This window comes from Leptothoe sp. LEGE 181152, from assembly GCF_032906605.1.
GTDB classification, from domain to species: Bacteria; Cyanobacteriota; Cyanobacteriia; order Phormidesmidales; family Phormidesmidaceae; genus Leptothoe; species Leptothoe turfae.
This window is the reverse complement of sequence record NZ_JASATU010000045.1, coordinates 17,399-41,917: the sequence shown is the minus strand read 5'-3', so window position 1 is coordinate 41,917 and position 24,519 is coordinate 17,399. Positions and strand designations below refer to the sequence as shown.

The 24,519-nt window shown below is 42.3% G+C and carries 20 protein-coding genes; 18 read left to right on the top strand and 2 right to left on the bottom strand.

What is annotated here, in order from left to right; translation table 11 throughout:
• Nucleotides 1-9: 9 nt before the first annotated feature.
• Entirely contained in the window at nt 10-2,157 is a 2,148-nt protein-coding gene (locus QGP82_RS22155; protein WP_499061053.1) for a GumC family protein, read from the bottom strand.
• 180 nt (nt 2,158-2,337) lie between these two features.
• Nucleotides 2,338-4,560 (bottom strand): polysaccharide biosynthesis/export family protein, encoded by a 2,223-nt coding sequence (locus tag QGP82_RS22150; protein ID WP_499061052.1) that lies wholly within the window; start codon nt 4,558-4,560, stop codon nt 2,338-2,340.
• A gap of 1,294 nt (nt 4,561-5,854) precedes the next feature.
• On the opposite strand from QGP82_RS22150, the gene QGP82_RS22145 reads away from it, so the two are divergent.
• The 18 genes from QGP82_RS22145 (at nt 5,855) to QGP82_RS22060 (ending at nt 24,498) form a co-directional block, all read left to right on the top strand.
• On the top strand, nt 5,855-6,928 hold the full coding sequence (locus QGP82_RS22145) for a glycosyltransferase family 4 protein (protein WP_499061050.1): 1,074 nt from the start codon (nt 5,855-5,857) through the stop codon (nt 6,926-6,928).
• Between the two features lie 255 nt (nt 6,929-7,183).
• Entirely contained in the window at nt 7,184-8,521 is a 1,338-nt protein-coding gene (locus QGP82_RS22140; RefSeq protein WP_499061049.1) for a glycosyltransferase family 4 protein, read from the top strand.
• 317 nt (nt 8,522-8,838) lie between these two features.
• Nucleotides 8,839-9,492, top strand: a complete 654-nt coding sequence (locus tag QGP82_RS22135; protein WP_499061048.1) for a PTPA-CTERM sorting domain-containing protein — start codon at nt 8,839-8,841, stop codon at nt 9,490-9,492.
• Nucleotides 9,493-9,784: 292 nt separating this feature from the next.
• A complete protein-coding gene (gene hpsJ-C, locus QGP82_RS22130) occupies nt 9,785-10,402 on the top strand; it encodes an HpsJ-like protein, cyanoexosortase C-associated (RefSeq protein WP_499061047.1) in 618 nt (205 codons plus the stop codon).
• A 5-nt stretch (nt 10,403-10,407) separates the two neighbouring features.
• Nucleotides 10,408-11,337 carry a cyanoexosortase C gene (gene crtC, locus QGP82_RS22125; protein WP_499061046.1) on the top strand — a complete coding sequence of 310 codons (930 nt, stop codon included), beginning with the start codon at nt 10,408-10,410 and terminating at the stop codon, nt 11,335-11,337.
• Nucleotides 11,338-11,481: 144 nt separating this feature from the next.
• Complete coding sequence (locus QGP82_RS22120) at nt 11,482-11,955, top strand: hypothetical protein (RefSeq protein ID WP_499061045.1); 474 nt, start codon at nt 11,482-11,484, stop codon at nt 11,953-11,955.
• Between the two features lie 192 nt (nt 11,956-12,147).
• Nucleotides 12,148-13,962, top strand: a complete 1,815-nt coding sequence (locus QGP82_RS22115) for an ABC transporter ATP-binding protein (RefSeq protein WP_499061044.1) — start codon at nt 12,148-12,150, stop codon at nt 13,960-13,962.
• Nucleotides 13,963-13,966: 4 nt separating this feature from the next.
• Entirely contained in the window at nt 13,967-15,100 is a 1,134-nt protein-coding gene (locus QGP82_RS22110) for a glycosyltransferase (RefSeq protein WP_499061042.1), read from the top strand.
• 122 nt (nt 15,101-15,222) lie between these two features.
• The gene (locus tag QGP82_RS22105) at nt 15,223-15,966 is read left to right on the top strand and encodes a sulfotransferase (RefSeq protein ID WP_499061041.1); all 744 of its coding nucleotides are present in this window, start codon (nt 15,223-15,225) and stop codon (nt 15,964-15,966) included.
• A gap of 52 nt (nt 15,967-16,018) precedes the next feature.
• Complete coding sequence (locus tag QGP82_RS22100; RefSeq protein ID WP_499061040.1) at nt 16,019-16,873, top strand: hypothetical protein; 855 nt, start codon at nt 16,019-16,021, stop codon at nt 16,871-16,873.
• Nucleotides 16,874-16,892: 19 nt separating this feature from the next.
• The gene (locus QGP82_RS22095) at nt 16,893-17,486 is read left to right on the top strand and encodes an acyltransferase (protein ID WP_499061039.1); all 594 of its coding nucleotides are present in this window, start codon (nt 16,893-16,895) and stop codon (nt 17,484-17,486) included.
• A 64-nt stretch (nt 17,487-17,550) separates the two neighbouring features.
• A complete protein-coding gene (locus tag QGP82_RS22090; protein WP_499061037.1) occupies nt 17,551-18,114 on the top strand; it encodes an acyltransferase in 564 nt (187 codons plus the stop codon).
• Nucleotides 18,115-18,185: 71 nt separating this feature from the next.
• Nucleotides 18,186-18,881 carry a sulfotransferase family protein gene (locus QGP82_RS22085; RefSeq protein ID WP_499061036.1) on the top strand — a complete coding sequence of 232 codons (696 nt, stop codon included), beginning with the start codon at nt 18,186-18,188 and terminating at the stop codon, nt 18,879-18,881.
• Nucleotides 18,882-19,007: 126 nt separating this feature from the next.
• The gene (locus tag QGP82_RS22080; RefSeq protein WP_499061035.1) at nt 19,008-20,003 is read left to right on the top strand and encodes a glycosyltransferase family 2 protein; all 996 of its coding nucleotides are present in this window, start codon (nt 19,008-19,010) and stop codon (nt 20,001-20,003) included.
• Between the two features lie 8 nt (nt 20,004-20,011).
• Nucleotides 20,012-21,220 carry a glycosyltransferase family 4 protein gene (locus QGP82_RS22075; RefSeq protein WP_499061034.1) on the top strand — a complete coding sequence of 403 codons (1,209 nt, stop codon included), beginning with the start codon at nt 20,012-20,014 and terminating at the stop codon, nt 21,218-21,220.
• Nucleotides 21,221-21,296: 76 nt separating this feature from the next.
• Nucleotides 21,297-22,196: a hypothetical protein gene (locus QGP82_RS22070; protein WP_499061033.1), complete on the top strand. Its 900-nt coding sequence runs from the start codon at nt 21,297-21,299 to the stop codon at nt 22,194-22,196.
• A gap of 99 nt (nt 22,197-22,295) precedes the next feature.
• Nucleotides 22,296-23,267 carry a glycosyltransferase gene (locus QGP82_RS22065; protein WP_499061032.1) on the top strand — a complete coding sequence of 324 codons (972 nt, stop codon included), beginning with the start codon at nt 22,296-22,298 and terminating at the stop codon, nt 23,265-23,267.
• Between the two features lie 175 nt (nt 23,268-23,442).
• Complete coding sequence (locus QGP82_RS22060; protein ID WP_499061031.1) at nt 23,443-24,498, top strand: glycosyltransferase; 1,056 nt, start codon at nt 23,443-23,445, stop codon at nt 24,496-24,498.
• Nucleotides 24,499-24,519: the final 21 nt, after the last annotated feature.

Genomic DNA, 24,519 nt, shown 5'->3' with positions numbered 1-24,519 from the left:
TAATTGGAACTACCTACTATCGAGTGGGATTGAGGAACTAAGTGCAGCCTCGCGGAAGGCAGGATTATATCCCTTTTGCCCATTCGCAACCATACCTAACACAGGTGTGGGATAGGCTTGTAAGGATTTGATAGCTTGATTTAAAAGTTCCTGGTTAGTTTGATCCAATCGAACAACCAGGGCTAAGCCATCCATGTAGCGACTGATGATAGACGTATCTGCCAGCCCTAACACAGGTGGAGTATCTACAATCACCAGGTCGAAGAACTCTCCATAATGGGAGAGAAGGTGATTCATCTTATTAGAAGCTAGTATGCTGGCTGGATTTTCAACAACTGGTCCTGCCGTCAATACATAGAGTTTCTCGTCAGGATAGACTTGCTGAATTCCCCGGGTCGGTCCAATATTTTCGGTTAGTAAACTACTAAGACCGATATCATTGGAAAGACTTAAGACCTCATGCAGCTGTGGTTGCCGCAAAGCGGCATCAACTAGCAACACTCGCTGACCCATCGTAACAGCAGTTTGGGCCAAGTTTAGCGCCAGTGTTGTTTTGCCATCGCCCAGGGTGGCAGAGCTAATGGCTAGAAACTTAACTGGCTCGGATGGGTGGCTCATCTGCAAATTTGTGTGGATAACTTGCAGAGACTCTAAAAATTCGGCGGAGCTATCGTATTCATCTAGTAAGGAAAGTGCGATCGCACTTCTCGATCTGGATATCTTCGCACCGGTTTTGATCGCCCAAAGTCTTAGCTGACTAAGCAGTTTACGTTTTTTGCGTTGTCCTTTACCTCCCAGACTCTGGTTAAGGAAGAGCTGTTGATTAAAGGGAAGTACACCTAGCAAAGGTAGGGGAATTTGTCGCTGAAGGCCATCAGCTGTGTGGTAAGTTCTATCAAGCTTCTCCAGCAAGAATGCTGCTCCCACACCAAGGGCGAGTCCCATAAAGAGTCCCTTCATCAAATCGCCACCAACATCTGGATTAATTGGGTAGCTACCTGGAGCACTTACCAACTCCCAGGGAATTTCCTGTTGAGCGGCTTCAACTTGAAGCTCCTGGCGGGTTTGTAGAAAAGCATTCAGACTATTTGACGTAATCTCTAACTCTTTTTCAAAGTTGCCATACTGTCGAGTTAAGGCAGGGATCGTTTGCAATTGTTCTGTCAACCTAGTCTGAGCCGTCTTGATCGCGCTCAGCTGAGTCTCTAGAGCCTGGGTTTGAATTGTACCTTCTGCTAAGCGCGTATCCAAAAACTGCTCTGCCTGCTGTTGTAGAAGAGGTAAGAGATTATCCCGCTGCTTCTCTAGAGTCTGAATGGCTGGGTTATTGGGACGAAACCAGGTTAGCTCGACCGCAATTTGAGCCTCAATCTCCTGCATTTGATTTAACAAGCCTTGGTAAGCTGATGACTGTTCTAGGGCCACCTGTATACCATCGTCCTGTTGCAGAGTCGACATCTGAGCTCGAACAGCCACTAACTGTTGCTCCAGTTCTTGCTGTTTTTGCTCTAAGGCAACCTTCTGGTCTAAGAGCTGAGCTGAGCGAGTTGCAGGATCTGTAAAGCTATTTTGCTCCTGGAAGCCTTCTAACTGATCCTGAAGCTGATCAACCTGCTGCTGCTGGGTATCAATCTGTTCCTCAACAAACTTTAAACCCTGACGTAAATAAGTTTGTCGCTCATTAAGACTGTATTGCAAATAGCTATCTGCCAATGCATCCAGGACGGCCTGGGTTTGAGCAGCATTACCACTTTGGTAGGTAATCTGCAGCATTTTGGTATTCCCAACTCGAGAAACATTGATGCCACCGCTGAGAGCCCCGTAGCTTACACCTGGATAGGCAGGCTGTAGGGATTCTGCGACTTCACCTAAGAGTTCTGGACTTTTGAGAATGGCAATTTGGGTAGGATAGTCTAAGCCCCCTGCCCCCTGACTTTGGCCGGTTGGATCTGCCAGGCTGGCATTGTCCGCATTGACGGGCTCCACTAAAATCTGAAAACTCCCAGCGTATTTGGTTTGTTGCTGGAGAGCAGACCAGGCTGAGTAACCAAAAAAGGCTGTGGCAACAGTGATAATCACAAGGGCACGTCGCCGGATTAGACCTATCCACTGCCCACCGCCTCCCTGATTTTGATCAGATGCAGTGGGCGTTGCCATAGGACTTGGTGGTACTAGAGAATGACCGTTTTGGTGAGACCTTACGAGGGACATCTCGGGTAGAGAACCAGGCATAGCATTTGAGGAAGAGATAGGTCAGTGTATCAGGGGCAAATGGGTATTATTGCGGCGGCTGGGGGAACAGGAAGAAAGCTACAGAGAAATGCTTGGCACCATAGGTTACAGCCCTAGCAATAGGAGAGGCAACAATAAATTCAAGGTGCCAGATAGGTCATTAAATGTGTCCTCAAAGGCGGCTCTCGCCGATCGACCCACTAAAATCACATCATTAGGGCGTAGGATAGGATTGGTTTCCTCGTTGATTTCTTGGGATAGATCGACTTTTATCGGTTGCTGACTAACGGTACCGTCAGGATTAAATCTAATCAGGGTAACCTTGCCGCGAGTTCTTCGGTTTAGTCCTCCCGCACTTAAAATAGCCTGATTAAGAGAAGTATTAGCACGAACCTGCTGAGCGCCTGGACTTTCAACTTCACCCAGCACATTGACTTCAATGGTGCCTGTTGAAAGTGTAGAGGCAGTAAAGGCAGTTAACTCAGCAATTGGAGTGTCTGGCGCAGTAGGGACAACTAAGGTATCTCCCTGTTGCAGTACCAAGTCTTGACTAAGGTCACCAGTTTGGAGAAGTTCCCATAGATTTACTTCAAAGAACTGATCGTCACCTTGACGGGTTTTGCGTCGCAGTTGAACATCTCGTAAATTGGCGGATGGGGTAATCCCCCCGGCCTGCTGCAGGGCTTGTACAACCGTGGTGCGGCCACCTTCAACGCCTAATCGATAGGGACCAGGCTGATTCACTTCTCCAACAATAGCGATATCGATAGGCTGACCGGCGTTGTTGCGTAAATTTGAGGCTGATAGCTGATCCAGGGCAGCCATATCAACAGCTGTAGCAGATGGGATCATAATAGTATCGCCATCCTGCAGGAAAATATTCTGACTAATGTCGCCGTTATTCAGTAGTGCGAACAGATCGACACGAAGCGTGGTTTGTCCACCATTGGCGGTGCGACGTCGGACTTCAACCTGCTTAATATCAGCCGCTTGGGTTAATCCGCCAGCTTGCTGAAGCGCTGTGAACAAACGGGGATAAGGCGTACCCTCGGGCGATACGGTATACAGTCCGGGTTGGATGACTTCCCCTGCGATCGCAACCTGCACAGGGCGTTGTTGCACAACCTGAACTGAGATCATGGGAGATTCCAACGTAAATTCATAACGGGCTGCAATCTCATCGCTGGCCTGCTGTAGGGTCATGCTGTGGACCAGAACCCGTCCCAACTGCGGTAACGTGATTGAGCCATCCGCTGCAATGCTATGCTGACCGCTGTAGTCTGGGACATTAAATACATTGACTGAAATAACGTCTCCCGGACCTAGAATGTAGTTCTCATTTACGAAAGGGCTCAGGGCAGGAGTACTGGTCTGTTGGGCAACAATATGGGATGCCTCCCGACCAAAGGTCAGAGTAGGCAGAGTGGCATCGGCATCAACAAAAGGAAGTGTTATCAGGGATTCAGAGATTTCAGTTTCTGCGATCTCCGTGTCAGGAATTTCTGCTGCTGTACTATCTAATAGTGGAGTCTCAGATGCCGAGATTACAGACTGGTCTAGAGAAGATTGCATCAGATCAGGATAAAGTTCTTCCGACTGCTCGATTTCCAGCTGCTCGGTGGATGAATTGTCAGACGACTGAGCAGTTGGCTGTTCAAGCTGAGGCTGTGTAATAACTTCTGAATTAGCAACAGCCATGAACGGTTGTTCAGAGACAGCCGTTTTAACCTCTGAAGATGTCTCGTCTGTCTGGGGCTGTGCTGTAACTTCTGGATTGGCAGTTGTAGCCGTCTCTTCGGATATCTCGTCTGCCTGTACCGGGTTAGTCACTTCTGCAGTTATTATCTCAGCCAGTGCGGGTGCTACAGCAATCTCAGGTGTTATGACAGCTACCTCTGGAGATGCAGACGGCCCGAGGGAAAGTGCAGCCAATGCACTTTGAGTTGACTCAGACACTACCTGCCTGATTTGGTTGCGATCAATCCTGACGGGGACTGGAGGGTTCGTTGCTATCGACAGCGAAAAACTTCCCTGGACAGTTTGCTGAGTAACTGGAGTAGTGCCTGGCACCTCTACTACAGCATTCTTAGATAGAGAAGACTTAGATGGAGAAGAAAATTTAGGTTGATTGATTGATGCCCAAGGTCTTACATCGGTCGATGGCTGCTGTTCAATAAAAGGCTCAGCTGTTTGAGAGTCAGCCGTCTTTATTGGAGGGGCATCTGGTTCAGTACTTTTTATGGGTTCAGCCATCAGCTTTTGCGTCCCATACCAGCCCAATACACCACAGGGAGCAATACTTAACGTTAGTAATGGTAATAAACGCATAGGAGGCACCATCTATAAACTTTATTAGTAAGGTCGTCTTCTATTTAAGTGGCCTGGTAAAGTGAAGCCACTGGTTAAAGCGATGTGATCTAAAGACAGAGTCCAAGAGTATTAGATGCTTCCCTGTCATCTAAAGCCAATAGTCATTGAGCGCAGCTGTAGCTTGAATAGTCGATAGTTAGAACATCTATCTGATGTATAAACTGGCACGGCTACGCACTCCTATTCGTTGTACACATCACAGCCTGTCAGATCAGGATGCTCACTGACGGTAAAACCGCACATATCAAAATTTTGTACAGCAGCTTAGATTGTTAAGTGTCATCTAATTGTTAAGGTCTTTAAATCATTACTGCCAGATGACAAAAATTGGTGATGCGCTGCTTTCTGCAGCAGGCTTTTTGCTACGCCTTCTATCAGTTGATACCGCATGTTAGATATTGTTGACTCCGTATACGCCAGATAGCTTATTTATCCGTAAATTTCCTGATTGTGTCTGAGGTATTTGATGAATCAGATGTAAATCAAAAACTTTTGATATGAAGACTTACTTGGGAAAACCTACAGTCCAGACAAAAAAGAATCAAGATATGCCAATGTAATATCTAATACCTACTTGTTAGATAGGAATAAACTCAGGCTGAAAATTGCTTTTGAAGATAGGCATCATAAATCAGAAGTCAAATCTCTCAGGATTCTAATTTTCTGTCTAATTGGGGTTTCCTAGCCGAATGAAATGACCTATGAAATAGTTCAACAATTTGTTGAGAAACATTTTCGACTTAAGTAGGTATACGTAAGTTTCAAACTTTTGCTATCCTCTTGTGGCACATCAAAGACATTCCTTTGGATAATGGTGTCTCCATTAAGAGGGTTTAGATGGAAAAGATGATTGGGTAAATCTGCCAACTGCTCTTTAAATAAGACATCTAGAAGTATATTCGAACTATTTTATGAATCAGATGTAAATCAAATATCATTGATGATAAAGACTTCTTTGGGAAAACTCAAAATCCAAATTAAAAGTATCTGGATGTGTCAATGTAGTACCTAGCGAACACTTTTCAGATAGCTAAAAAAATATTAGAAGGCATTATCTGTTGGATAGGTGACTACATACTAACTATCTTGCCGATATTTAACTGCCTCTGTTGCTCTCCCTTAATGCGTTGGGATTAAGAGACATCTGCATAAGCATGATGTCTCTGGCAATGATATTGAAAGAAATGTCCCCAAAAACGATCGGGTGAGTCTGCCACTCTGCCCTGTAAAGAAATCTGGAGATAACAGTCCTATGCCTGTCTCCTTCTTCCCGATCGAGTTAATACACATAAGATACTACATATTGGCTGCTGTCACCGCATTTACGGTTGTGTTGGTAGTCACGCCAATTGTTAAGACAATTGCCCTAAAGCATCAGCGAGTCGATCTGCCATCAGATCGAAAAGTGCATCATCAGCCAATGGTTCGTCTGGGCGGAATCGCAATTTGCCTGGGTACCCTACTCGCCCTATTTATTGTTTGGATAACAGGAGGAGTAGCCCAGCTGCCATTATCCATGCTCTCTGGGTACTGGGTTGTATTGCTTGGCAGTATTGGCTTTTTTGCCATTGGTTTGTCCGACGATCTGTTTAATCTATCGCCTCTTTTTCGACTGGGTCTGCAATGTGTCATTGCCAGCCTGGTTTGGATGATGGGCGTACGCATTGATTTTCTCACTCTGCCTGGATTTGGATTAGTGCATTTGGGCTGGTTAAGCCTACCCCTGACCGTATTTTGGTTGACTGGTGTGGTCAATGCAATCAATTGGATCGATGGACTCGATGGGTTAGCCTCTGGTATCGGCATTATTGCCGCTGCTACTAGTTTTCTCATCTGTTTATATACCGGACAGCTGGCTGCAGCATTAATTGGTATTGCCCTGGTTGGCAGCCTGCTCGGTTTTCTGTTGTTTAACTTCAATCCGGCCCAAATTTTTATGGGAGATGGCGGATCTTATTTTATTGGTTTCCTGCTATCTAGTATAGGAGTAACCGGTTTGGTCAAGAGTGCAACCGTCACAGCTATCCTATTACCGCTGCTAGTGTTAGCTGTTCCCCTTGGTGATATGACCCTGGTGATTTTGGCTCGGTTGCGCGGCGGTGTCTCACCGTTTTTAGCGGATAAGCGACATTTGCATCACCGATTGTTAAATGCCGGATTGCCACATCGACTAACGGTGTTGGTAATGTACGCCCTAACCTGGTGGGCCAGCAGTCTCGCACTGCTATTTGTTGGAATTCCCAGCGGCCCCATGTTAATCAGTAGCGCTACTGGATTACTTGGGCTAATGGGTTGGAAAGCTTGGAGCATTGCTCAACAAGGCTAGCGTTGTTCCGCGTTGTTGATTTGAGAAATGTGTTTGCCAAGTAACTAATCTACTGGCCGATGCATTCAGAATTCAGTCTCCTCGCGTCCAAACTGAGATTGCCACGCAACACAGTTTTCTAATAAGGACATCTGCCGCCCTAAGCATTATCTACCAATTGACTGCAGGCGTAAGGAACAACCTTAAATTTGCAAGCACGTCTTTACTTTCCCCTAATCTTATCTTCCCTGTAATTTTAGCAAAGGACTATCGCATATGGTCAGTATCTTTAAAAAAGCAGAACTGCCGGTTGCCTATCGAACTTTTAAGGCAGTTAACACTGAACCGATTCGAGTGAGTCCTTCCACTTCTCAACTGAAATTGTCGGTCATCACTCAGTTTTTTCCCCCTGATTATGCTGCGACAGGACAACTCATTGAAGAGTTGGTTAAACAGCTAGAGCAGCAGGGAATGGATATAAAAGTCTTTTCTGGTCAGCCAGCCTATTCTAATAAAACTGCGGTGGCTCCTCGGTTAGAGGAACAAGGAAACGTAACCATTGTTCGATCTCGAATCACGAAACTTTGGGGCGGACGATTGCGGAGTAAAGCCTTAAGTGGTCTAGCCTTTGCATCACGAACGATTTTACATCTGATTAAAAATTGTCGTCGTCGTAATCTTGTCTTAGTGACTACGGCCCCACCTTTTTTGCCGATTCTAGGCTATCTGGCCAATCGGTTGCTAGGCATGCCCTATATTTGTTTGCTATACGATCTTTATCCAGATATTGCTATTGAACTGGGTGTAGTCTCTCGTCAAAACTGGATTGCTAGACTCTGGCATGCTTTGAACAAGCAAGTTTGGCAGCATGCCCAGGGATTGATTGTGTTAAGCCCTGCCATGAAGCAGCGCATTGTGGATCACTGCCCAGCAGTAGAAGACAAAACCTATGTAATTCATAGCTGGGCCGATCCACGTAAAATTGTGCCAATTCCTAAAAAAGATAATTGGTTCGCTCAGAAACATGGTCTGGTAGACAAGTTCACTGTCCTTTACTCGGGCAATATGGGTCGCTGTCACGATATTGACACTATCTTTGAAGCAGCCTTGCTACTGCGGAATGAGCCGATTCGGTTTGTGTGCATTGGTAGCGGTGCCAAACGAGATGGGTTAATTCAACAGGTTAAAGACATGGGGCTAAACAATTTTGTGTTTTTACCCTATCAGGACAAGAAAGTATTGCCATATTCGCTTACCGCCTGTGATCTATCACTGGTCAGCGTGAGCCCTGGTATGGAAAGTTTGGTTGCTCCCAGCAAGCTGTATTCAGCTTTAGCTAGCGGTCGGCCGATTGCAGCCGTGTGTCCACCACACACCTATTTGCGACAGATGTTAGAAGAAGGTAACTGTGGGGCCTGGTTTAACAATGGCGACGGTCGTAAGCTGGCGGAGTTTATCCGACACTTGAGTCGAGATGAACAGACGGCTCAAGCTATGGGTCATGCAGCCCGTGCATGTCTGGAGGAAAACTATGCCCCTGATATTATTGCGCAGCAGTACGCAGATGTTTTTCATCAAAGTAGCTTATGTGAAACCTCTCATATTTTTGCATAGTGCTTACGCATATTGTTGCTATAGGCGAGCTGCAAAAGTTGCCGAAGATGAAGTCTAAGTCTTGGGTATCACTGTCGGCTGACCTAAATTTGAGTTTAGCAATCATCCGACTTTGTTGCCCAAGTACTTAGGCAACTAGGAATTAGGGGTTAAGTGTTCTACTACAGTGTGATCTATCTGGCTAATTGGATGTTGAAGAATGTCTAGGAAAGTTTGAGCAAACTCTACTAGATTTCAGTCAAAAGGTATCGGGTTAGCTAGCGCAATCATTGTTTACATCTCGTGAGATTTAGTCAATATCTTGAGGCAGAAGAAATATGAATTTTGGAAAAATTGGGGCTGCTACGGCAGTTACAACCATGGTAATAGCAGGTTCACTGCTAGGCGCAGAACCAGCTAAAGCAATTTCAGTTGGTGATGTTCTAAGTTTCACCACTACTGATATAACTAGCGGTACGCCTACGCTGGTTGAGAACATGGACGGAACATTCACTTTCAGCATGGGGAATATTTCGATCAATCCAGAAACTTCTCCCGTTTTTGGAAATGAAGGAGATCCAATCACCTTTGCAGATCTTACCCTAACAAATGTAGGAGGAAACCAATACACTCTTGCTGAAACTACTCCATTTACATGGATCACCGGTGGATTACTCGATAGCCGAACCTATAATTTAGAGAGTTTTAGCTTGACTGCTACACAAATTCTACCTACTAGTTTGTTCACTTTTTCTTCCATTGGTTTTAGTGGATTCTTCGAACCACCTGGCATAAATGGCATTGGTGCTCTTGCAGGAGTTGGGCAATTAACTGTAGATGGTTCTGGAGTAGTTTCTGGTGCTATTGAGGTAGTACCCACTCCTGCTGCTGTTCTCCCTGGTCTAGCCGGAATGGCCACTGCAGCCTTCCGCAAGAAAAAGCAGGAAGAGGACAACGAGCTGGCTACCGTAGGAGCCGAATCTCAAGCATAGATTTTCTGTTATTGAAGGGCTAACCTTATGAAGGTTAACTCTCGATAGTGTGGAGTCTATATACTTGTGTCTTCGCATCCTGTTAGTTAGGGGCTCTATGCTTTGGCATCTTAGCCCCTAGTCTTTTTCATCACCTTGTTGGCATGCAACCTAGTTCTGAAAGCTGTTGATCGAAGATTTTAACCATAATTATTTCGATATTTTTAGCTATCCGGATACTAAAGTAACGAACTGAAATCCTTTGAGAAAGCCCAGTGCTTAGATTAAATTCACTTTACGCTTGTTTGTAACTATGGCTTACGTTTCTGCATCTGTTCCTGGCAAATTAGACGGTTCTTACAATGTCAAAAATATTTGTCGTGTTGTCGGTTTAGTTTGCGTGGCAGGCTTTATTTTTGACATGTTGGTATTGACATTACCACCACAATTTGGAGTCGAATGGCGAATTGGTGTAATGCAACAGTTTGCTAACCGCAGTATTATCTTGTTATTTGGTCTGGCATTAATTATTTATGGTAGCCAGGGTAACAGCACCAGTCGTGTTCGATTGGTATCCAAACTGTCGATGGGCTTGGGCGTTCTTTTCTTTTTGCTCAGTTTACTCTCTGTGGTTGACAGTGTGCGCTTGAGTCAGCGGACCGTTAGCAATATTAGTACGCAAGAATCCCAGCTACAAGCGCAGCTGCGGGAAGCTCAGGCTAATCCAGAGGGCTTACCAGAGAATGTTAATCTGGACGATCTGACTCAGTTTTCTCAACAGCTAACGGCACAAGCTGACACCTTAAAGAAAAACGCACAACGTACTGTTCTTAAAACAGGAATTTCTAATATTGGCAATCTTTTATTAGTTGGTGCAGGTCTACTGGCGTTAGGTCGTGGTGGTATTCGTTTGTCTCGCTCTAAAGGATAACCAGTATGAATTGGCAGACACCCAAAATTGATGCTAATGGTCTGTTGCACGTAGGACGAACCCTATTGCAGCAAGGTTTGAGAAATACCCATAACCGCTTGGTCATGGCAGGTTTGTTTGTTGGTATCGTGTTTTTGCCCTTTTGGCTACAGGACATTATTGTAGGAACAATCCATGGCGCAGCTAGTTTGTTGTTGGTTTCTGCACTAGGACTAGGGCTATATCAGCTCTGGTTACAGCGGAGTCACCTGGCTAAGTTAAAGGCCTCCAGTGAGGATAGATGGTTAGGGCATCTAATTATTTTGGTTGGTCTAGGCGCTGCACCGTTTTGTGCTGCTGCTGAATGGTCTCAAAAATTGATTTGGGTCATGATTTTATGTGGTATCGCCATTAGCTCTTGGGGATTCGCTTTTTTCCCAAAGTACTCAGCATCTGTGTTTCTAATCGCGGTGGGGTTATTTCCTCAGCCAACTGCTGTTGGTAAAGCTGTTTGGAATACATTCACTCCCCCTGAGATACTGGAACGCTTTATGGCTTGGTGTGGTGGTATTAGCCTGAATTTAATCGGGCAGGCTGCAACTGTCAACTGGACCGATATTTCATTACCAGGAGGTACGGCCAGGGTGGATTGGGGCTGTAGTGGTTATGATCTGGCGTGTATTGCTGCGGTAACTAGTTTGCTGATGGGGCTATTTTTTAAACAATCATTTTGGAAGACATCGCTCATTATTTTGGTGGGGATTGTGTTGGCGCTAATTGCCAATGTCCCCAGGATTATGTTGATGACCATGGCTAATGCCTATTGGGGGGAAGAGTCCTTCGCATTTTGGCATGGTTTTTGGGGCGGGCAGATTTTTCTGTCGATTTTGTTTACGGTGCATTACTACGCTGTAATGGCAATCGTAAAGCAAAAACCGACTAAAAAGGTAGCCTAAGCTACTCTAAACGCATCACAATTACCCGGTTGATTACGGAGACCTGCGGTATAGATAGTCAGAGATTAATCAAAGCTCGTATTAGAACTGAATTAAACGTTGGCATAGCCCTGTTGAGTAAATCAGTAGTGGAGGTTGAATCCGATGCATCAAGAAAGATTGATAACACAACAAGCTGATAGCAAAAGGTCTAACCTCAGACGTCATCGTAATCGAAAACGGTCTAAGCGACGGGAGATTTACTGTCCTGAGCATGGATGTTATTTAGACAGCGTTAGCCCCAAGCGAACACTGTATGCTGACAAGCCGGAGCATTTACGGCAGAAAGGTGTGAGTCGTAAGAATGCGCTAATGCTGATTGCGCAAGAAACAACAGTAGCGTTAGAAGGAGAGTGGTTAGAAGCGTTTTGGTGTGAGTGCTGTCAAGAGACAAAGTGGTATCATGTATTTCGAGAAAGTAGTGGTGCTTATAGTCTTTCTGTAGCCCCTCGTGAGCTATGGCAGCAGGCTCAAGGCGTGATTCATCCGTACGGTAATCCTTCTGTTGGTGAGTTTACACGTCGTAGTGCCTGTATGGTTGGCTACCAAGGCATGAAGCAGTTTCAATTTATCAAGTAATTAGCAGCTGTAACAGTTTGTTGATAGCCTCTAAACCAATTAAAATATTTTATCTTTTTAGGAGTTGGGCTTCGATGGTCGCTTTGATCTCAGTCCCTCCACACGTAGCCTTCAGAACCCTAGACGAAGGCCGAATATAGGAAAACTGTGGCTAAAATTTGAACTGCGCATATTCTAATTATCTTAAGCATAGTGAAAAATCTTAAATCTACACTGCGGTCTCCTGCATATCAGCTGATTATTGCGGTTGCAAAACGTAATTGGCCATTATTGGCTGCTAACTTATTTACTAATCTATGTGGCGCAGTTTTAGAAGGAACAACGCTGGGAGTTATTTATCTAGCGATTTCCTTTCTAGCGGAGGATGAGCCAAGACAAAGCTACTCTGCTCAACTTGTATGGCTCTTAAACAGGGTACCGTTAAACGGAAACCAAATGTTTTTAGCGTTGTTAGTGGTTGCTGTAATACTACAGACGCTTCTGAGTTTGAGTAACTACTGTAATAAGGTGAGCGCTGCTTATTTTTCGGCTAGAGTGCAGCCTCAAGTAACAGGCAAGGTATTTGAACGAATCATGTCATTTAGTTTTGCCTGTGCTAGTCGCTATAAGGTTGGCGACCTGATTAAATTTACTAGCAGTGCCCCAGGTACCGTAAATACACAGGTTACAACTATCAATAACTTGATTGTTAGTCTGACTTTTGCTGCCACCTATTCTTTTGTTTTAATCAAGCTATCACCGCTTTTAGCCTTTGCTGCAGTTGCTCTTGCTTTCGTTATTGTTTTAGTACAACGTTTTCTAGTACCTAAAATAGCTGTAGCTGCCAAGCAACTGATGTCGGTCCAGGTAGAATCTGCCAAGTATATGACTGAGAGTATTCAAGCATTGCGGCTACTACATACATTCGGCACACAAGATCGAGCCGTCGAAACAGCTAACTTACTCTTAAGAGATATTCAAAAGAATTTGCAGAAACGGTCAAAACTAGTTTTTTTACCAGAGTCTATCTTGGAGGTTTTACCCATTCTTGCGTTAGCTATTTTGGCTGCGATTTCATACAGCTTTACTGCCTCCACTGAGGCAATATTGCCAATGTTGTTAACGTTCTTACTAAGCTTGCAACGTTTGGCGATTCGGTTGAAGGGCGTGGCTGGCGCGTTCACTAAATTTGCAGATAATACTGCTGGCCTAAACCGGCTGAACAGTATTCTAAAGCTTGATGATAAGCAATTTTATTCTAAAAATGGTGACATCTTTAAAGGCTTAGAAGAAGATATTAAACTTGAGAACATAAGCCTTTCATATACTAATGACCAATCCCTTGCTCTCAAGAACCTGACTTTTACTATTCCCAAGAATAAGGTCACGGCTTTAGTTGGTCAGTCAGGGGCAGGGAAGTCTTCTATTGTGGATTTATTGCTTGGGCTCTATCAACCCAGTAATGGACGTATAGTAGTTAATGGAAAAAATCTACAGCAGTACGCACCACAGATCTGGCAGCATCATATTGGCGTAGTCAGTCAAGATACCTTTATCTTTAATTGCAGCATTCTAGACAACCTACGCTATGGGCACCCAACAACAACAGTAGAGAACGTCATCAAATCTACTAAAGCTGCACAAGCTCATCAATTTATTATGGATCTACCAGACGGATATGACACCGTTGTTGGAGAAAGAGGCTATAGACTTTCTGGTGGGCAGCGACAGCGTTTAGCACTAGCACGAGCAATTTTGAAGCAGCCTGAGATCTTGATTTTAGATGAAGCAACTAGTGCACTGGATAGCGAATCTGAACGCCTAATTCAACAGGCACTAACTAACTTTCAGAAAGATCGAACTGTGATTGTAGTTGCTCATCGGCTATCAACCATTACAGATGCAGACCAAATTATTGTTCTAGAGAATGGCTGCATAGTTGAAAGAGGAGTACACGAATCTCTTAGACAGCATAAAGGCCGCTACGCACATTATTGGAAACTACAGACTCAAACCGTAAGTCTATGACTTTATGACTAAGCAAAAGATAAGAATTTTATATCTTGGCCCAAACCTGTTTTCAAAAGTAGGAGGGGCTAAGAAAGTAATGTTGGACATCGTCAATAATTTAGAACAATCTCGCTTCAGCACAGGCATCTTATTCGTGAAAGGAGACCCACAAGAAATTAGAAAGATTAAGAAGCACGTTAGACTTTTTGATTTTCGATGGATTTCTAAAATACGCAAATCGGGAAGACTAAGTAATCTATGTATTATTTACACAATTTTAGCTTTCAAACCCGATATCGTGTTGATAGCAGGCCGTCGTTTTGGCTTCTTCTTTTCTAATAAACTTAAAAAGCTTTTCCCAAAAACAAAATTTATTTTCAGAATGGGAGGAGTGATTTCAGATTCAGAAACTAATGATATAGATTATGTAGAGTGGCTAAAAACTAGATATTCGAAGGCTGACGCCATAATCTGTGCATCTCAAGCTACCAAGGAACAATATATATCTAAGCTAGGAATATCACATGACATCATTTCCGTAGTCTACAACGGAATTGATTTACAGAATATTTGTGATGATAATAGCCTTAAAGATTCAAATATACGACGTTTAGAAAATTCCAAAGTATGTTGCTACGTTGGAGCCCTCAATGAACGAAAAGATCCGTTAACTCTAATTAAAGCATTTGAAATAGCAAAGCAATCCATACCTAACCTTGCTCTTTGGATTGTTGGTGAGGGTATGCTTGAAAAAGAATTACAGGAATACTGTAAATTTCATGGATTAAATAAATTTGTTCAATTTCTAGGTTATAAGCAAAATCCTTATCCTTATATGAAGGAATCAGATCTGTTTTTATCAGCATCTACAAGAGATGGATTTGGATTGACTTTACTTGAAGCCGCTGCTTTACGGAAACCGTTTTTTTATGCAAACGGAGTTATTGGAATAGCTGAACTACTTAAGAAATATGACGTCGGCCGTTATTTCCCACCACATGATTTCCTAAGTCTTTCAAGTTTAATAATTAGCTTTTTTAAATCAGAAGAAAAATACTCTTTCGATGGTTACGAGAAGTTAGTTGATGAATTATCAATGAGTAAATTTATTCAAGGATATTCAAATATATTTGAATATCAATTAAAAAATAATTAAAGAATTCTTTGGAGAGTTGTATTAAAACATCAGTTTTCCAACGATTTTGGGAGGCTAAATTCGTTGATCTATAGAGTCGAGCCCCCATATAGAATTACAGTTTATTAAATTAATAAAACATCATGATCTATGTAGTTCTTGGTATGCATAAATCGGGAACTTCATTAGTTTCTCAAATTTTACATGCTTCTGGCATCAATATGCTTGACCAGAAAGAGTGTAGATTAAACTATGATCAAGGTAACAAGTGGGAGAGAGATTCGACTAAGGATATTAATAACCTAATATTGAATTCCAAGGGCTTATACAGCTTGGATATTCCTTTTGGAACTCACTTCGTATCTAGTCAAATCAGAGAAAAAATTCAATCTACTATTGAACAGTTAGATTCAAATGATCATTGGGGATTTAAAGATCCTAGAACATGTTTAACTTATTCTATGTGGGCTTCAGAATTGCCTCAACATAAATTAATTGGCATTTATCGCTCTCCTTTTGAAGTTTGGAACCGCTACAAAATGCAAGCCAATCATAAAAGGAGAAATATGAATATCGAGATATTCAAATTTGTAAGGGCTTGGTCAGTATACAACACGAGTATGCTGAAAGCGCTAAAGAACAGTGGGCGTGAAAGCATTCTGTTAGAATACTCCGATCTCATGAGATCTCAAGACTCTTTTGATAGGTTAGAAGATTTTGTTGGTCAACGCCTCACAGACAGAAGAGATGCTGCTTTCCATAGAAATCAGAAAGTAGCTCAAAAAGAGCAAAAAATGCTAGCTATTACAAGCAAACTCAATAGAATTTATGGGCAGCCCGATATTAATAAAATAGTTAAACTTTTGAGAAATTTTGAGGAAAGTTAGTTACCCAAATCCCTTTGAAGAATCTTAAATGTATAGGTAAAAGGAGTCAAGTATGGACACATCTACTTTCAGAACCAGCCCAATAGCTCAATTTGCCAAGCGTAAAATTGGTAAATTACTATGCACTCCTTCCAAAAGTTTTGTATTTGTTGCAACTACTGGACGCAGTGGAAGTAAGACTCTTTATGAGCTCTGCCGGACTATTCCAAGCTGTGCCGCATTCCATGAACCTATACCTAAAATGAATGCAGATGTTCTCCATGATTTTAATGGTTATAGAGAGCAAAAAATGTGGTTCTACTTTAAAGATTTTAAGCTCCCTGCTATTTACAAAGCATCAATTCAAAAAAAGTGGTATATCGAGACAAATCATGCATTTATCAAATGCTTCGCCGATGCAGCAGTTAAAGAATTTGGAAATCGCTTAAAAGTCATACATTTAGTGAGAGATCGACACGAAGTTGCGAAAAGTTTTCTTTATCGCGGTTCAATACCTGGAAAGAAATGTAAGCGAGGAGATTGGGTATTGGAACCGTATGCGCCTCGAAACATCATTAGATTCGATAAACTTGAATTACAGAACCCAAATTTTAAGCATCCTTATCTAAAGTGTCTTTGGTATTGGTACGAAATAGAAGCCCGTACTCGACAGTTTATTCGCTTAAATCCGAACGTTTTAATATATAAGCTAAGAACCGAAGATTTGAACAACTTAGAAATTTTGATTCCTGCATTTGAGGAAATATTTGAAGGATTTGATAGACAGACGCTTATTCAGAAAGTTGGAGTCAGGGCGAATAAATCACAACTAAAACCGAAATTCCCAGATGACATCAGCAAATCACTAATAAAAGATTTTGATTTAGCCTGCGAAGAACAACTAGAAATGTTATCTAGCGTTTTTTAAAGTAACTTCCTGCATAAAGATGGTTAGCCAGATTAAATTGAAAGAATATGTTGCGAATAAATTATATGAGTGGACTAAGCTGGCTGAAAAGAAAGACTTAGACCATAAAAAAAGAGCGATGATTGGAAGCCTTAAATTATGCGGTCATCACTTAACAATACGAGGAAATAACAGTCGAATCAGTGGTACTCAAAATATTGAAATTGGACACAATGTCCATATTGGAGAAAACGCATTTATTCGAGGAGAAGGAGGCTTAAAGATCGGCGATAATACTCATATTAGTAGAAACTTGGTTCTTTATACAGTTAACCACCAGTATCATGGTACCTACCTTCCTTATGACCACACTACGGTTAAAAAAACTGTCGAGATTGGTCGCAATGTCTGGATTGGGATGAATGTATGCATCACACCCGGCTCAAAAATTGGCGACGGAGCCATCGTAGGCATGGGTGCTGTTATTGCTGGCGAGGTTCCACCTTTAAGCATTGTAGGAAATCAAAAATTTAGAATTCTTGGCTACCGCGATCCCGAGCATTATCAGCGCCTCGAAGAAAATAAAGCCTACGGTGGTGTCAACGGTAGACCTCTGCAGCTGGATAACAAATAACTAAATTACTCCCTAGTGAAATAAATTTGTGTTCTTAGTGCTACCTCAAACTATTAAGAATATCTTGGTTAAGCGACTCTATCGCTGGCTCCAAATAGAAAAGTCACTTGAAACTGAAAGGATTAACCAAGAATGGATCAAGCAGTTGAAAAGTTGTGGCACAGGGCTACATGTTGTCGGAACCACTAAATTAAGTGAAGCTCGGCATACTGAGATAGGTAACAATGTTCATATTGGTGAGAATGCATTTATTCGAGGTGAAGGCGGTTTAAGAATTGGTGATAATACTCATATTAGTCGAAACCTTGTACTTTACACCGTTAACCATCAATATCAAGGACATCGGCTACCTTATGATCAAACCACTGTTAAAAAGCCGGTAGATATCGGGCGCAATGTTTGGATTGGCATGAATGTTTGTATTGCACCTGGTTCTAAGATTGGCGATGGAGCCATCATCGGCATGGGAGCTGTTATTGCCGGAGAAGTCCCATCTCTCAGTATTGTTGGTAATCAAAAATTTCGAATTCTAAGTTATAGGGATGAAGCTCACTATCAAGAGTTAGACGAAGCAAAATTATTTGCAGACGCCCAAGGTCGAGCTATTGGCTTTGAGTCTCATTCTTGAAAAAAGCTCTTTTGCGAATGGTATTTTTGATAATACAAAAAATATTAAGCACACAACCATAAAAATTGAAAATGACTAAAATTGGCTTTGGTTCTTTCCAAATACCTAAGTTGGAACGCAAGATTGTTTATAAGTCTGGTGTTCAAAAAATTGTTGGATGGCCAATTCAAGAAGAAGGTTTCGCCAGAGTTATTGGGATTCGAACTTCTGAAAATAAATGTAGAAAAATTGTCGGTGTTGGACTTGGAAAAACAGGAACTACTTCGTTAGCATACTGCCTCACTTACTTAGGATATAGACATCAATGGTACGATCCTGACGTACAGTTATCTTTTCAAAAGAACCGAAAAGCTGTGCTTGAAATACTTTCTAATAAAGACAGCTGTGAGGATTTTCCTTGGCCATACTTATATCAAGACATTGATGAGATTTATCCAGATAGTAAATTTATTTTAACTCTTAGGAAAGATCCAGAAACATGGTATGCCAGTCTATGTAAGCATTTCGATAGGGGAGGCACTAACCAGCAAAAACAGATCGCTTATGGTTATAGCACCCCTCGTGGCTTCAAAAAAGAACACATTGACTTGTATCTCAAGCATGCCCAAGCAGTTCAGAATCATTTCTCTGACCGTCCTGATAAGCTGCTTGTTGTTTGTTGGGAAAATGGAGATGGTTGGCGTGAAATTTGTCGATTTTTAGGTCATTCCGAACCCAACATTTCTTTCCCTCATGCTAATAAAGCACCAAACTGGCAAAATACATGATTTGCTACTACTATGACAGTCTATGAATGTTTGAAAAATCATATAGCAGTGATTTATTTTGAATAAGTTTCAAGACAGAAAAAACTAGAAATAATACTAGAAAATCTTAATAATTTTCTCTAAGCTATGGATTGTTACTCTCCTTTAGTAAGCATCGTTATCCCATGCTATAACGCGGAAAACTATGTTTCTGAAGCTATTGATAGTGCCCTCTCGCAGAGCTATGCCAATGTCGAAGTAATTGTCGTAGATGATGGCTCTTCGGACCAAAGTAGAGATATCGTGCAGTCATATGGCGAAAAAGTTAGATTCAAACAAAATCACCATCAAGGAGCTTGTTGTGCTCGAAATACCGGATTAGAAATCAGTCAGGGAGAATTTATTCAATTTTTAGATGCAGACGACGTATTGTTACCCCATAAACTTGAAACACAGCTGCCTTTTCTAGTTTCCAATCAATACGATCTTGTCTTCTGTAATGGTTATCTCTTCGGTGACGATCGCCCCCAACGACCGATCAAAAAGCTCCGAGCTTTACCATCACCAACTAATACCGATCCTTTTATATATTGTTTCTTTAATGGCTTTGGTACGGAAGGTCCCCTTCATCGACGTAGCCTGCTAGAAAAAGTAGGCGGATTTCGTGCAGGTTTAGTCGGCGCACAGGAATATGACTTGCATGTTCGTCTCAGTGCAACTGGTGCCCGTCTCCATAAGCTTGATGACTATCTTTTTTGTCATCGCAATCATAACGATCCTAATCGCATCACCCGTACACCTAAACCACCTGGTTTCTATGCAGAAATGCTGATAGGGCTATTAGTGCGTCTACAGCAGGACTCACCTGAGGCTCTCACACCAGAACGCCGCCAAATCTTTGCAGGTGTTTTGTTTCAGCGCTCAATCAATGCTTACCGTAGTGGTGCCGAAGCAATCGCAGCAAGAGGCTTTAAACAAGCTAAAGCCCTTTCCAACAAGTTGGAATATAATGAGCGACGCTTTTATAAATTAATCGCTGAAGTTGTTGATCCTATGTTTGCAGAAGGCTGTCTAAAACAAGCTCGTATGATCAGAGACACCCTCAAAAAGCCCTTTAATTCATCACTAGCAGGCATTTCCTAACCTTACCCATGCGCATTGCCTTTATCACCCCTGAATTCGTTACAGAGCCAACTTACTCTGGCGGCCTAGCCAACTATCTTGGTCGAGTTACCGTTGCCCTTACTCAGGCAGGACATACTGTTAGTGTTTTCACACGATCACAATCTTCAGGTCAAATTGAGTTTCAGGGGGTAACGGTTCATCGCGTAGTTCCTCTTTGGGACCGCCGCATGGTGTTTGATCATATTGATCCGTTAATTCCCAAAGTATTCTACAGCCCTTATCAAGACTTGAAAGCTGCCTGGTGCCTGTGGAAAAAATGGAAACAAGTTCATCGGCAAAAGCCATTTGACATCGTCCAAGTCGCTAATGTCATGGCGGTTGGTTTATTCTTTCGGCAAGAGTCTCGAGTGCCTATCGTCACCCGACTATCAAGCTATCGCCCCTTTTGGGATCGGGCAGCCGCTATCCAAGAGACTGCAGGAGTTAAAGCCCGTTGGTATATGGAAAGGCTGGCCATTACCGGATGTAAGCATCTCTACGCACCCACCTACTTTGTTGCCAAACAGGTAGAAACAGGCTACAGCATTCCTAGTGTTGATGTTATTGAAACACCTTTTTTCCCTGAGCAGCCAGCTTTGGATTTTGAAGTCTTTGATCGGCAACTAGCAGGTAAGTCCTACGCACTCTACTTTGGGCGGATGACCCAGATGAAAGGTGTACATATCTTGGCTCAAGCATTACCAGAGGTTCTTAAACGTTATCCCGAAATGTATATGGTATTTGTTGGAGGAGCAGGTATATCTCCCGAAGCAGGTAGTATGCGAGAGTATATCGCTAAAAAATTGCAAGATTTTGCTGAGCGTATTGTTTTCATAGATTCTTTGCGCCATGACAGACTTTATCCCATTATCAAAGGCGCTAAAATTGTTGTCTTACCTTCACTTATCGATAATTTACCAAACACCTGTCTGGAATCCATGGGTCTTGGAAAAGTAGTCGTTGCCACTACAGGTTCATGTTTTGAACAGGTTATCGAGCATAATAAATCTGGCATTTTAGTAGAACCAGGGAATCCAACCACTCTAACAGAAGGTATTAGCGATGCTTGGCAATTGGAAGAAAATCAAAGGTTAACGATGCAGCAGGAAGCAGCTAGCAGTATTGAGCGTCTTCATCCTGATAACGCTATTCCGAAGCTTGTTACTTACTATGAATCTCTAATAAAAGCTAGCTAGTCATTTTTTGTTGATGTCCGATCTTCCGATCTGTTAATCCTAATTTGTAGCTGATAATACTAGAGGTTTATAAAGTATGTCCTTAGGTGCTTTAGCGCTGAAAGTGCGCCAAAAATATGAGCATGGTCTTACGGTTGCTCATTACCGCGACACCGTGCGTCCCCGCATTCTCAAAACACGCTCTATTGAAAACACAGTTGATACTACCTGTGAGATCCACGTACTCACCTCAGCCAAAGACTGGCTCAACTTGATGTGGGCACTCAAATCCTTTTATTGGGCCTCTAACCGCCATTATGCCCTCTGCATTCATGATGACGGCACCCTCACCTCTGAGCATCGTGACATTTTTCAACACCATTTTCCTAAAGCAAGAGTGATTGAGCGTAAGACAGCTGATGACTTTGTTCTCGCAGGTTTATCTAACCATCCAAAATGTTTGGAATTTCGTAAAACTAATCACCTAGCACCCAAGGTATTCGACTTTGCTGCCTATTTAAGTAGCGATCGTATGCTGCTACTCGACAGCGATATTCTCTTTTTTGAAGAGCCTGCAGTACTGTTAAGTCGCATCGAAGACCCTGAATATTTGCTCAACACTGTCAATGGTGATGTTGCTAGCGCTTTTACTGTGGATCCAGCTGTTGTCAAAACACAGTGTGATTTTGACATGGTTGAGCGCTTTAACTCTGGGTTAGGCCTCATTCATAAAGCCTCAATGAATCTGAACTGGATTGAAGAATTTTTGGACCTGCCAGACGTTATTGGTCACTTTTGGCGCATTGAACAAACCCTATATGCTTTATTTAGCTCTAAGTTTGGAGCTGAGTTACTGCCCTCTGCCTACGATGTCCACCTTGAGGGCAATATTAATGGTGCTCCAAGCCGTCACTACGTTGGTCCAATTCGTCATTTAATGTATGGCGAAGGCATGCAGCATCTAGTCAAGCAAGGTATTCTCAAGGAGCTGGGTTAGATGCGAGTACTGATGATGCCCGACTGTCGGATAGATAATCCCTATCAGGCATTACTAGAAAGGGCGCTACAGAACACAGGGGTTGAAGTATCCTTTCCAGTGGGCTATCGCCGCTTGCTGCCTTTTTACAGAGCTGTTAATACTCAACCAGACAAGGTCGATGTCCTACATTTACATTGGCTGGGGCCATATCTTAAAGGCAACTCTGTTATCAGTCGGTGGTTTTATGCTATCAAGTTCTTAGTTGATATCTTTATAGTGCAGATATCAGGAGTAAGAGTCGTTTGGACAGTACATAATCTTATTGCTCACGATACCCAATATGGTTGTTTAGAACGATGGATACGGCGGCGGTTAGCAAAAATTGTTGATCAACTCATTGTCCATAATCATTCTTCCAAAGAATCGGTTGTTGATCTTTATTTAGCGACTGATAGCTCTGTCAGTGTTATTTCCATTGGTCATTACCGAGAGATATACGAATCCCCTATTGATGCTTCAGCAGCACGCAAAATTTTAGGCTTACCAGCTATCGGTAACATTTACTTATGGCAGGGACTCTTACGTCCGTATAAAGGAGTCGAATCATTATTAAAAATTTGGTCTGAGCATAAGGAAGTTTTTGCTGATCACACACTTGTGATTGCAGGAGCAGCCCCTGACAAGAGCTACGAAGAGAAGATTGCTAACATGGCTGCTCAAATTCCAGGAGTCCACACACACTTAGAGTTTATCGAAGATAACAGAATGCATCTGTTCTTTAGTGCTGCAACGGTTGTAGCATTGCCCTTCAAGCAAATCTTAACCTCTAGTAGCCTTGTTTTGGCAATGTCTTACGCAAGACCTGTAATTGCTCCACGCTTGGGCGGGATTCCAGAAACGTTGGGTGATGCAGACTGGTTATTATATGATTCCAGTGATGAGCTAGGTTTACTACATGCTTTTAAGGAAAGCATGGAAATAAATTTATCCGAGTTAAGTCAAATTGTAGGCCAGGTTTGCGATCTCATGGATTGGCCCAACATCGCCAAAAAAACTCAACAATTATATCAGTCCATATTAAACAATTAAAAATCCTCTTAAGGACATCAAGAGATTAAAACTATAGATATGGCGATATTTGGTTGGTGCTCCAAATCTTGAGAGGCTAATAGGATAAGGGCAAAAACTAGACTCAGCAAACATCATTGCACTTACCTCAAAGAGCTACTCTCAACTTGAGTCTTATATAACTGGAATACTCAAAATGAACACATCAATACTGATTACACTTCTTATCTGTACACATAATGGGGAGCCAAATATTCAAAAATGTTTAGAGGCAATAGCAAATCAATCTGATGTACCAAAAAATCTCTTCGAGATTCTTTTAATTGACAATGCTTCTAGCGATAGAACAGCAGAAATTGCCTCCACAACCATAGAAAATATGCAGTTGAATGGGCGAATTTTATATGAACCTCGCGTTGGTAAAGTCAATGCCTTTCTAAAAGGTGTCAGAGAAGCTCAAAGCGAACTTATCAGCATCATTGACGATGACAACTTTATAGAACCTGGCTTTCTACGTTATACTCTTGAAATCTTCGAGAAATTTCCAAATGTAGGTATGGTAGGGTCGAAAAACAGCATTTTTGCTACCCAACCTATTCCAGAATGGTTTTCCTGGACAACAGGACGCTATGCTTGTGCTCAACCTATGCTATCAGATGTTGAGATACAAATTCCTAATGGCGTAGTTGTTGCTCAATCAGCGGTTATTGCTGGCGCTGGTTCAACCTTTCGAGTGAAGCCAATTATAGAATGTATTGATAAGGGATATAGTTTCTTTAATGATACTCAACGCGGAAAGAATATGAGTGTAACTGGTGAAGACTTGGAATTATGCTACTTGATGTATAGTCTAGGAAAATACAAATTTGCCTTTGATCCCCGTATTCAGATTCGTCATTCTGTTAAAGCTGAACGTTTAAATCTCAAATATCTATCAGTTCTTACTGAAACCCAGGGAGCTGGAGCTTTGGGCGTCGATCCATTTATGTTCACGGATAAATTTAGTGGTGGAAGATGGCCATTTAAGTGGACTTGGCAATGGCAACTACTTTCAAAACTGAGACGCTACATAAGATTTAGTTTCCTTTGTATGTTTCCGGTTAATCAGGATGCAGCAGAACGTTTTAGGAACTGGAATTTTCGAGTGGAATGTATGGGTTCTATTAAAAGAATTCTTATTGAACGTAATAAATATACTCATCACATACGCCAAGTTGCTGCAGGTGAATGGACAGCTCTTCGTGTTCGTTAGTTAGACTTTCGAGATAATCGA

Bases quoted from the DNA above. Each gene is read 5' to 3' on its own strand.
- QGP82_RS22155 (WP_499061053.1), bottom strand. From the start codon at position 2,157: ATGGCAACGCCCACTGCATCTGATCAAAATCAGGGAGGCGGTGGGCAG.
- QGP82_RS22150 (WP_499061052.1), bottom strand. From the start codon at position 4,560: ATGCGTTTATTACCATTACTAACGTTAAGTATTGCTCCCTGTGGTGTA.
- QGP82_RS22145 (WP_499061050.1), top strand. From the start codon at position 5,855: ATGCCTGTCTCCTTCTTCCCGATCGAGTTAATACACATAAGATACTAC.
- QGP82_RS22140 (WP_499061049.1), top strand. From the start codon at position 7,184: ATGGTCAGTATCTTTAAAAAAGCAGAACTGCCGGTTGCCTATCGAACT.
- QGP82_RS22135 (WP_499061048.1), top strand. From the start codon at position 8,839: ATGAATTTTGGAAAAATTGGGGCTGCTACGGCAGTTACAACCATGGTA.
- hpsJ-C (WP_499061047.1), top strand. From the start codon at position 9,785: ATGGCTTACGTTTCTGCATCTGTTCCTGGCAAATTAGACGGTTCTTAC.
- crtC (WP_499061046.1), top strand. From the start codon at position 10,408: ATGAATTGGCAGACACCCAAAATTGATGCTAATGGTCTGTTGCACGTA.
- QGP82_RS22120 (WP_499061045.1), top strand. From the start codon at position 11,482: ATGCATCAAGAAAGATTGATAACACAACAAGCTGATAGCAAAAGGTCT.
- QGP82_RS22110 (WP_499061042.1), top strand. From the start codon at position 13,967: ATGACTAAGCAAAAGATAAGAATTTTATATCTTGGCCCAAACCTGTTT.
- QGP82_RS22105 (WP_499061041.1), top strand. From the start codon at position 15,223: ATGATCTATGTAGTTCTTGGTATGCATAAATCGGGAACTTCATTAGTT.
- QGP82_RS22100 (WP_499061040.1), top strand. From the start codon at position 16,019: ATGGACACATCTACTTTCAGAACCAGCCCAATAGCTCAATTTGCCAAG.
- QGP82_RS22095 (WP_499061039.1), top strand. From the start codon at position 16,893: ATGGTTAGCCAGATTAAATTGAAAGAATATGTTGCGAATAAATTATAT.
- QGP82_RS22085 (WP_499061036.1), top strand. From the start codon at position 18,186: ATGACTAAAATTGGCTTTGGTTCTTTCCAAATACCTAAGTTGGAACGC.
- QGP82_RS22080 (WP_499061035.1), top strand. From the start codon at position 19,008: ATGGATTGTTACTCTCCTTTAGTAAGCATCGTTATCCCATGCTATAAC.
- QGP82_RS22075 (WP_499061034.1), top strand. From the start codon at position 20,012: ATGCGCATTGCCTTTATCACCCCTGAATTCGTTACAGAGCCAACTTAC.
- QGP82_RS22070 (WP_499061033.1), top strand. From the start codon at position 21,297: ATGTCCTTAGGTGCTTTAGCGCTGAAAGTGCGCCAAAAATATGAGCAT.
- QGP82_RS22060 (WP_499061031.1), top strand. From the start codon at position 23,443: ATGAACACATCAATACTGATTACACTTCTTATCTGTACACATAATGGG.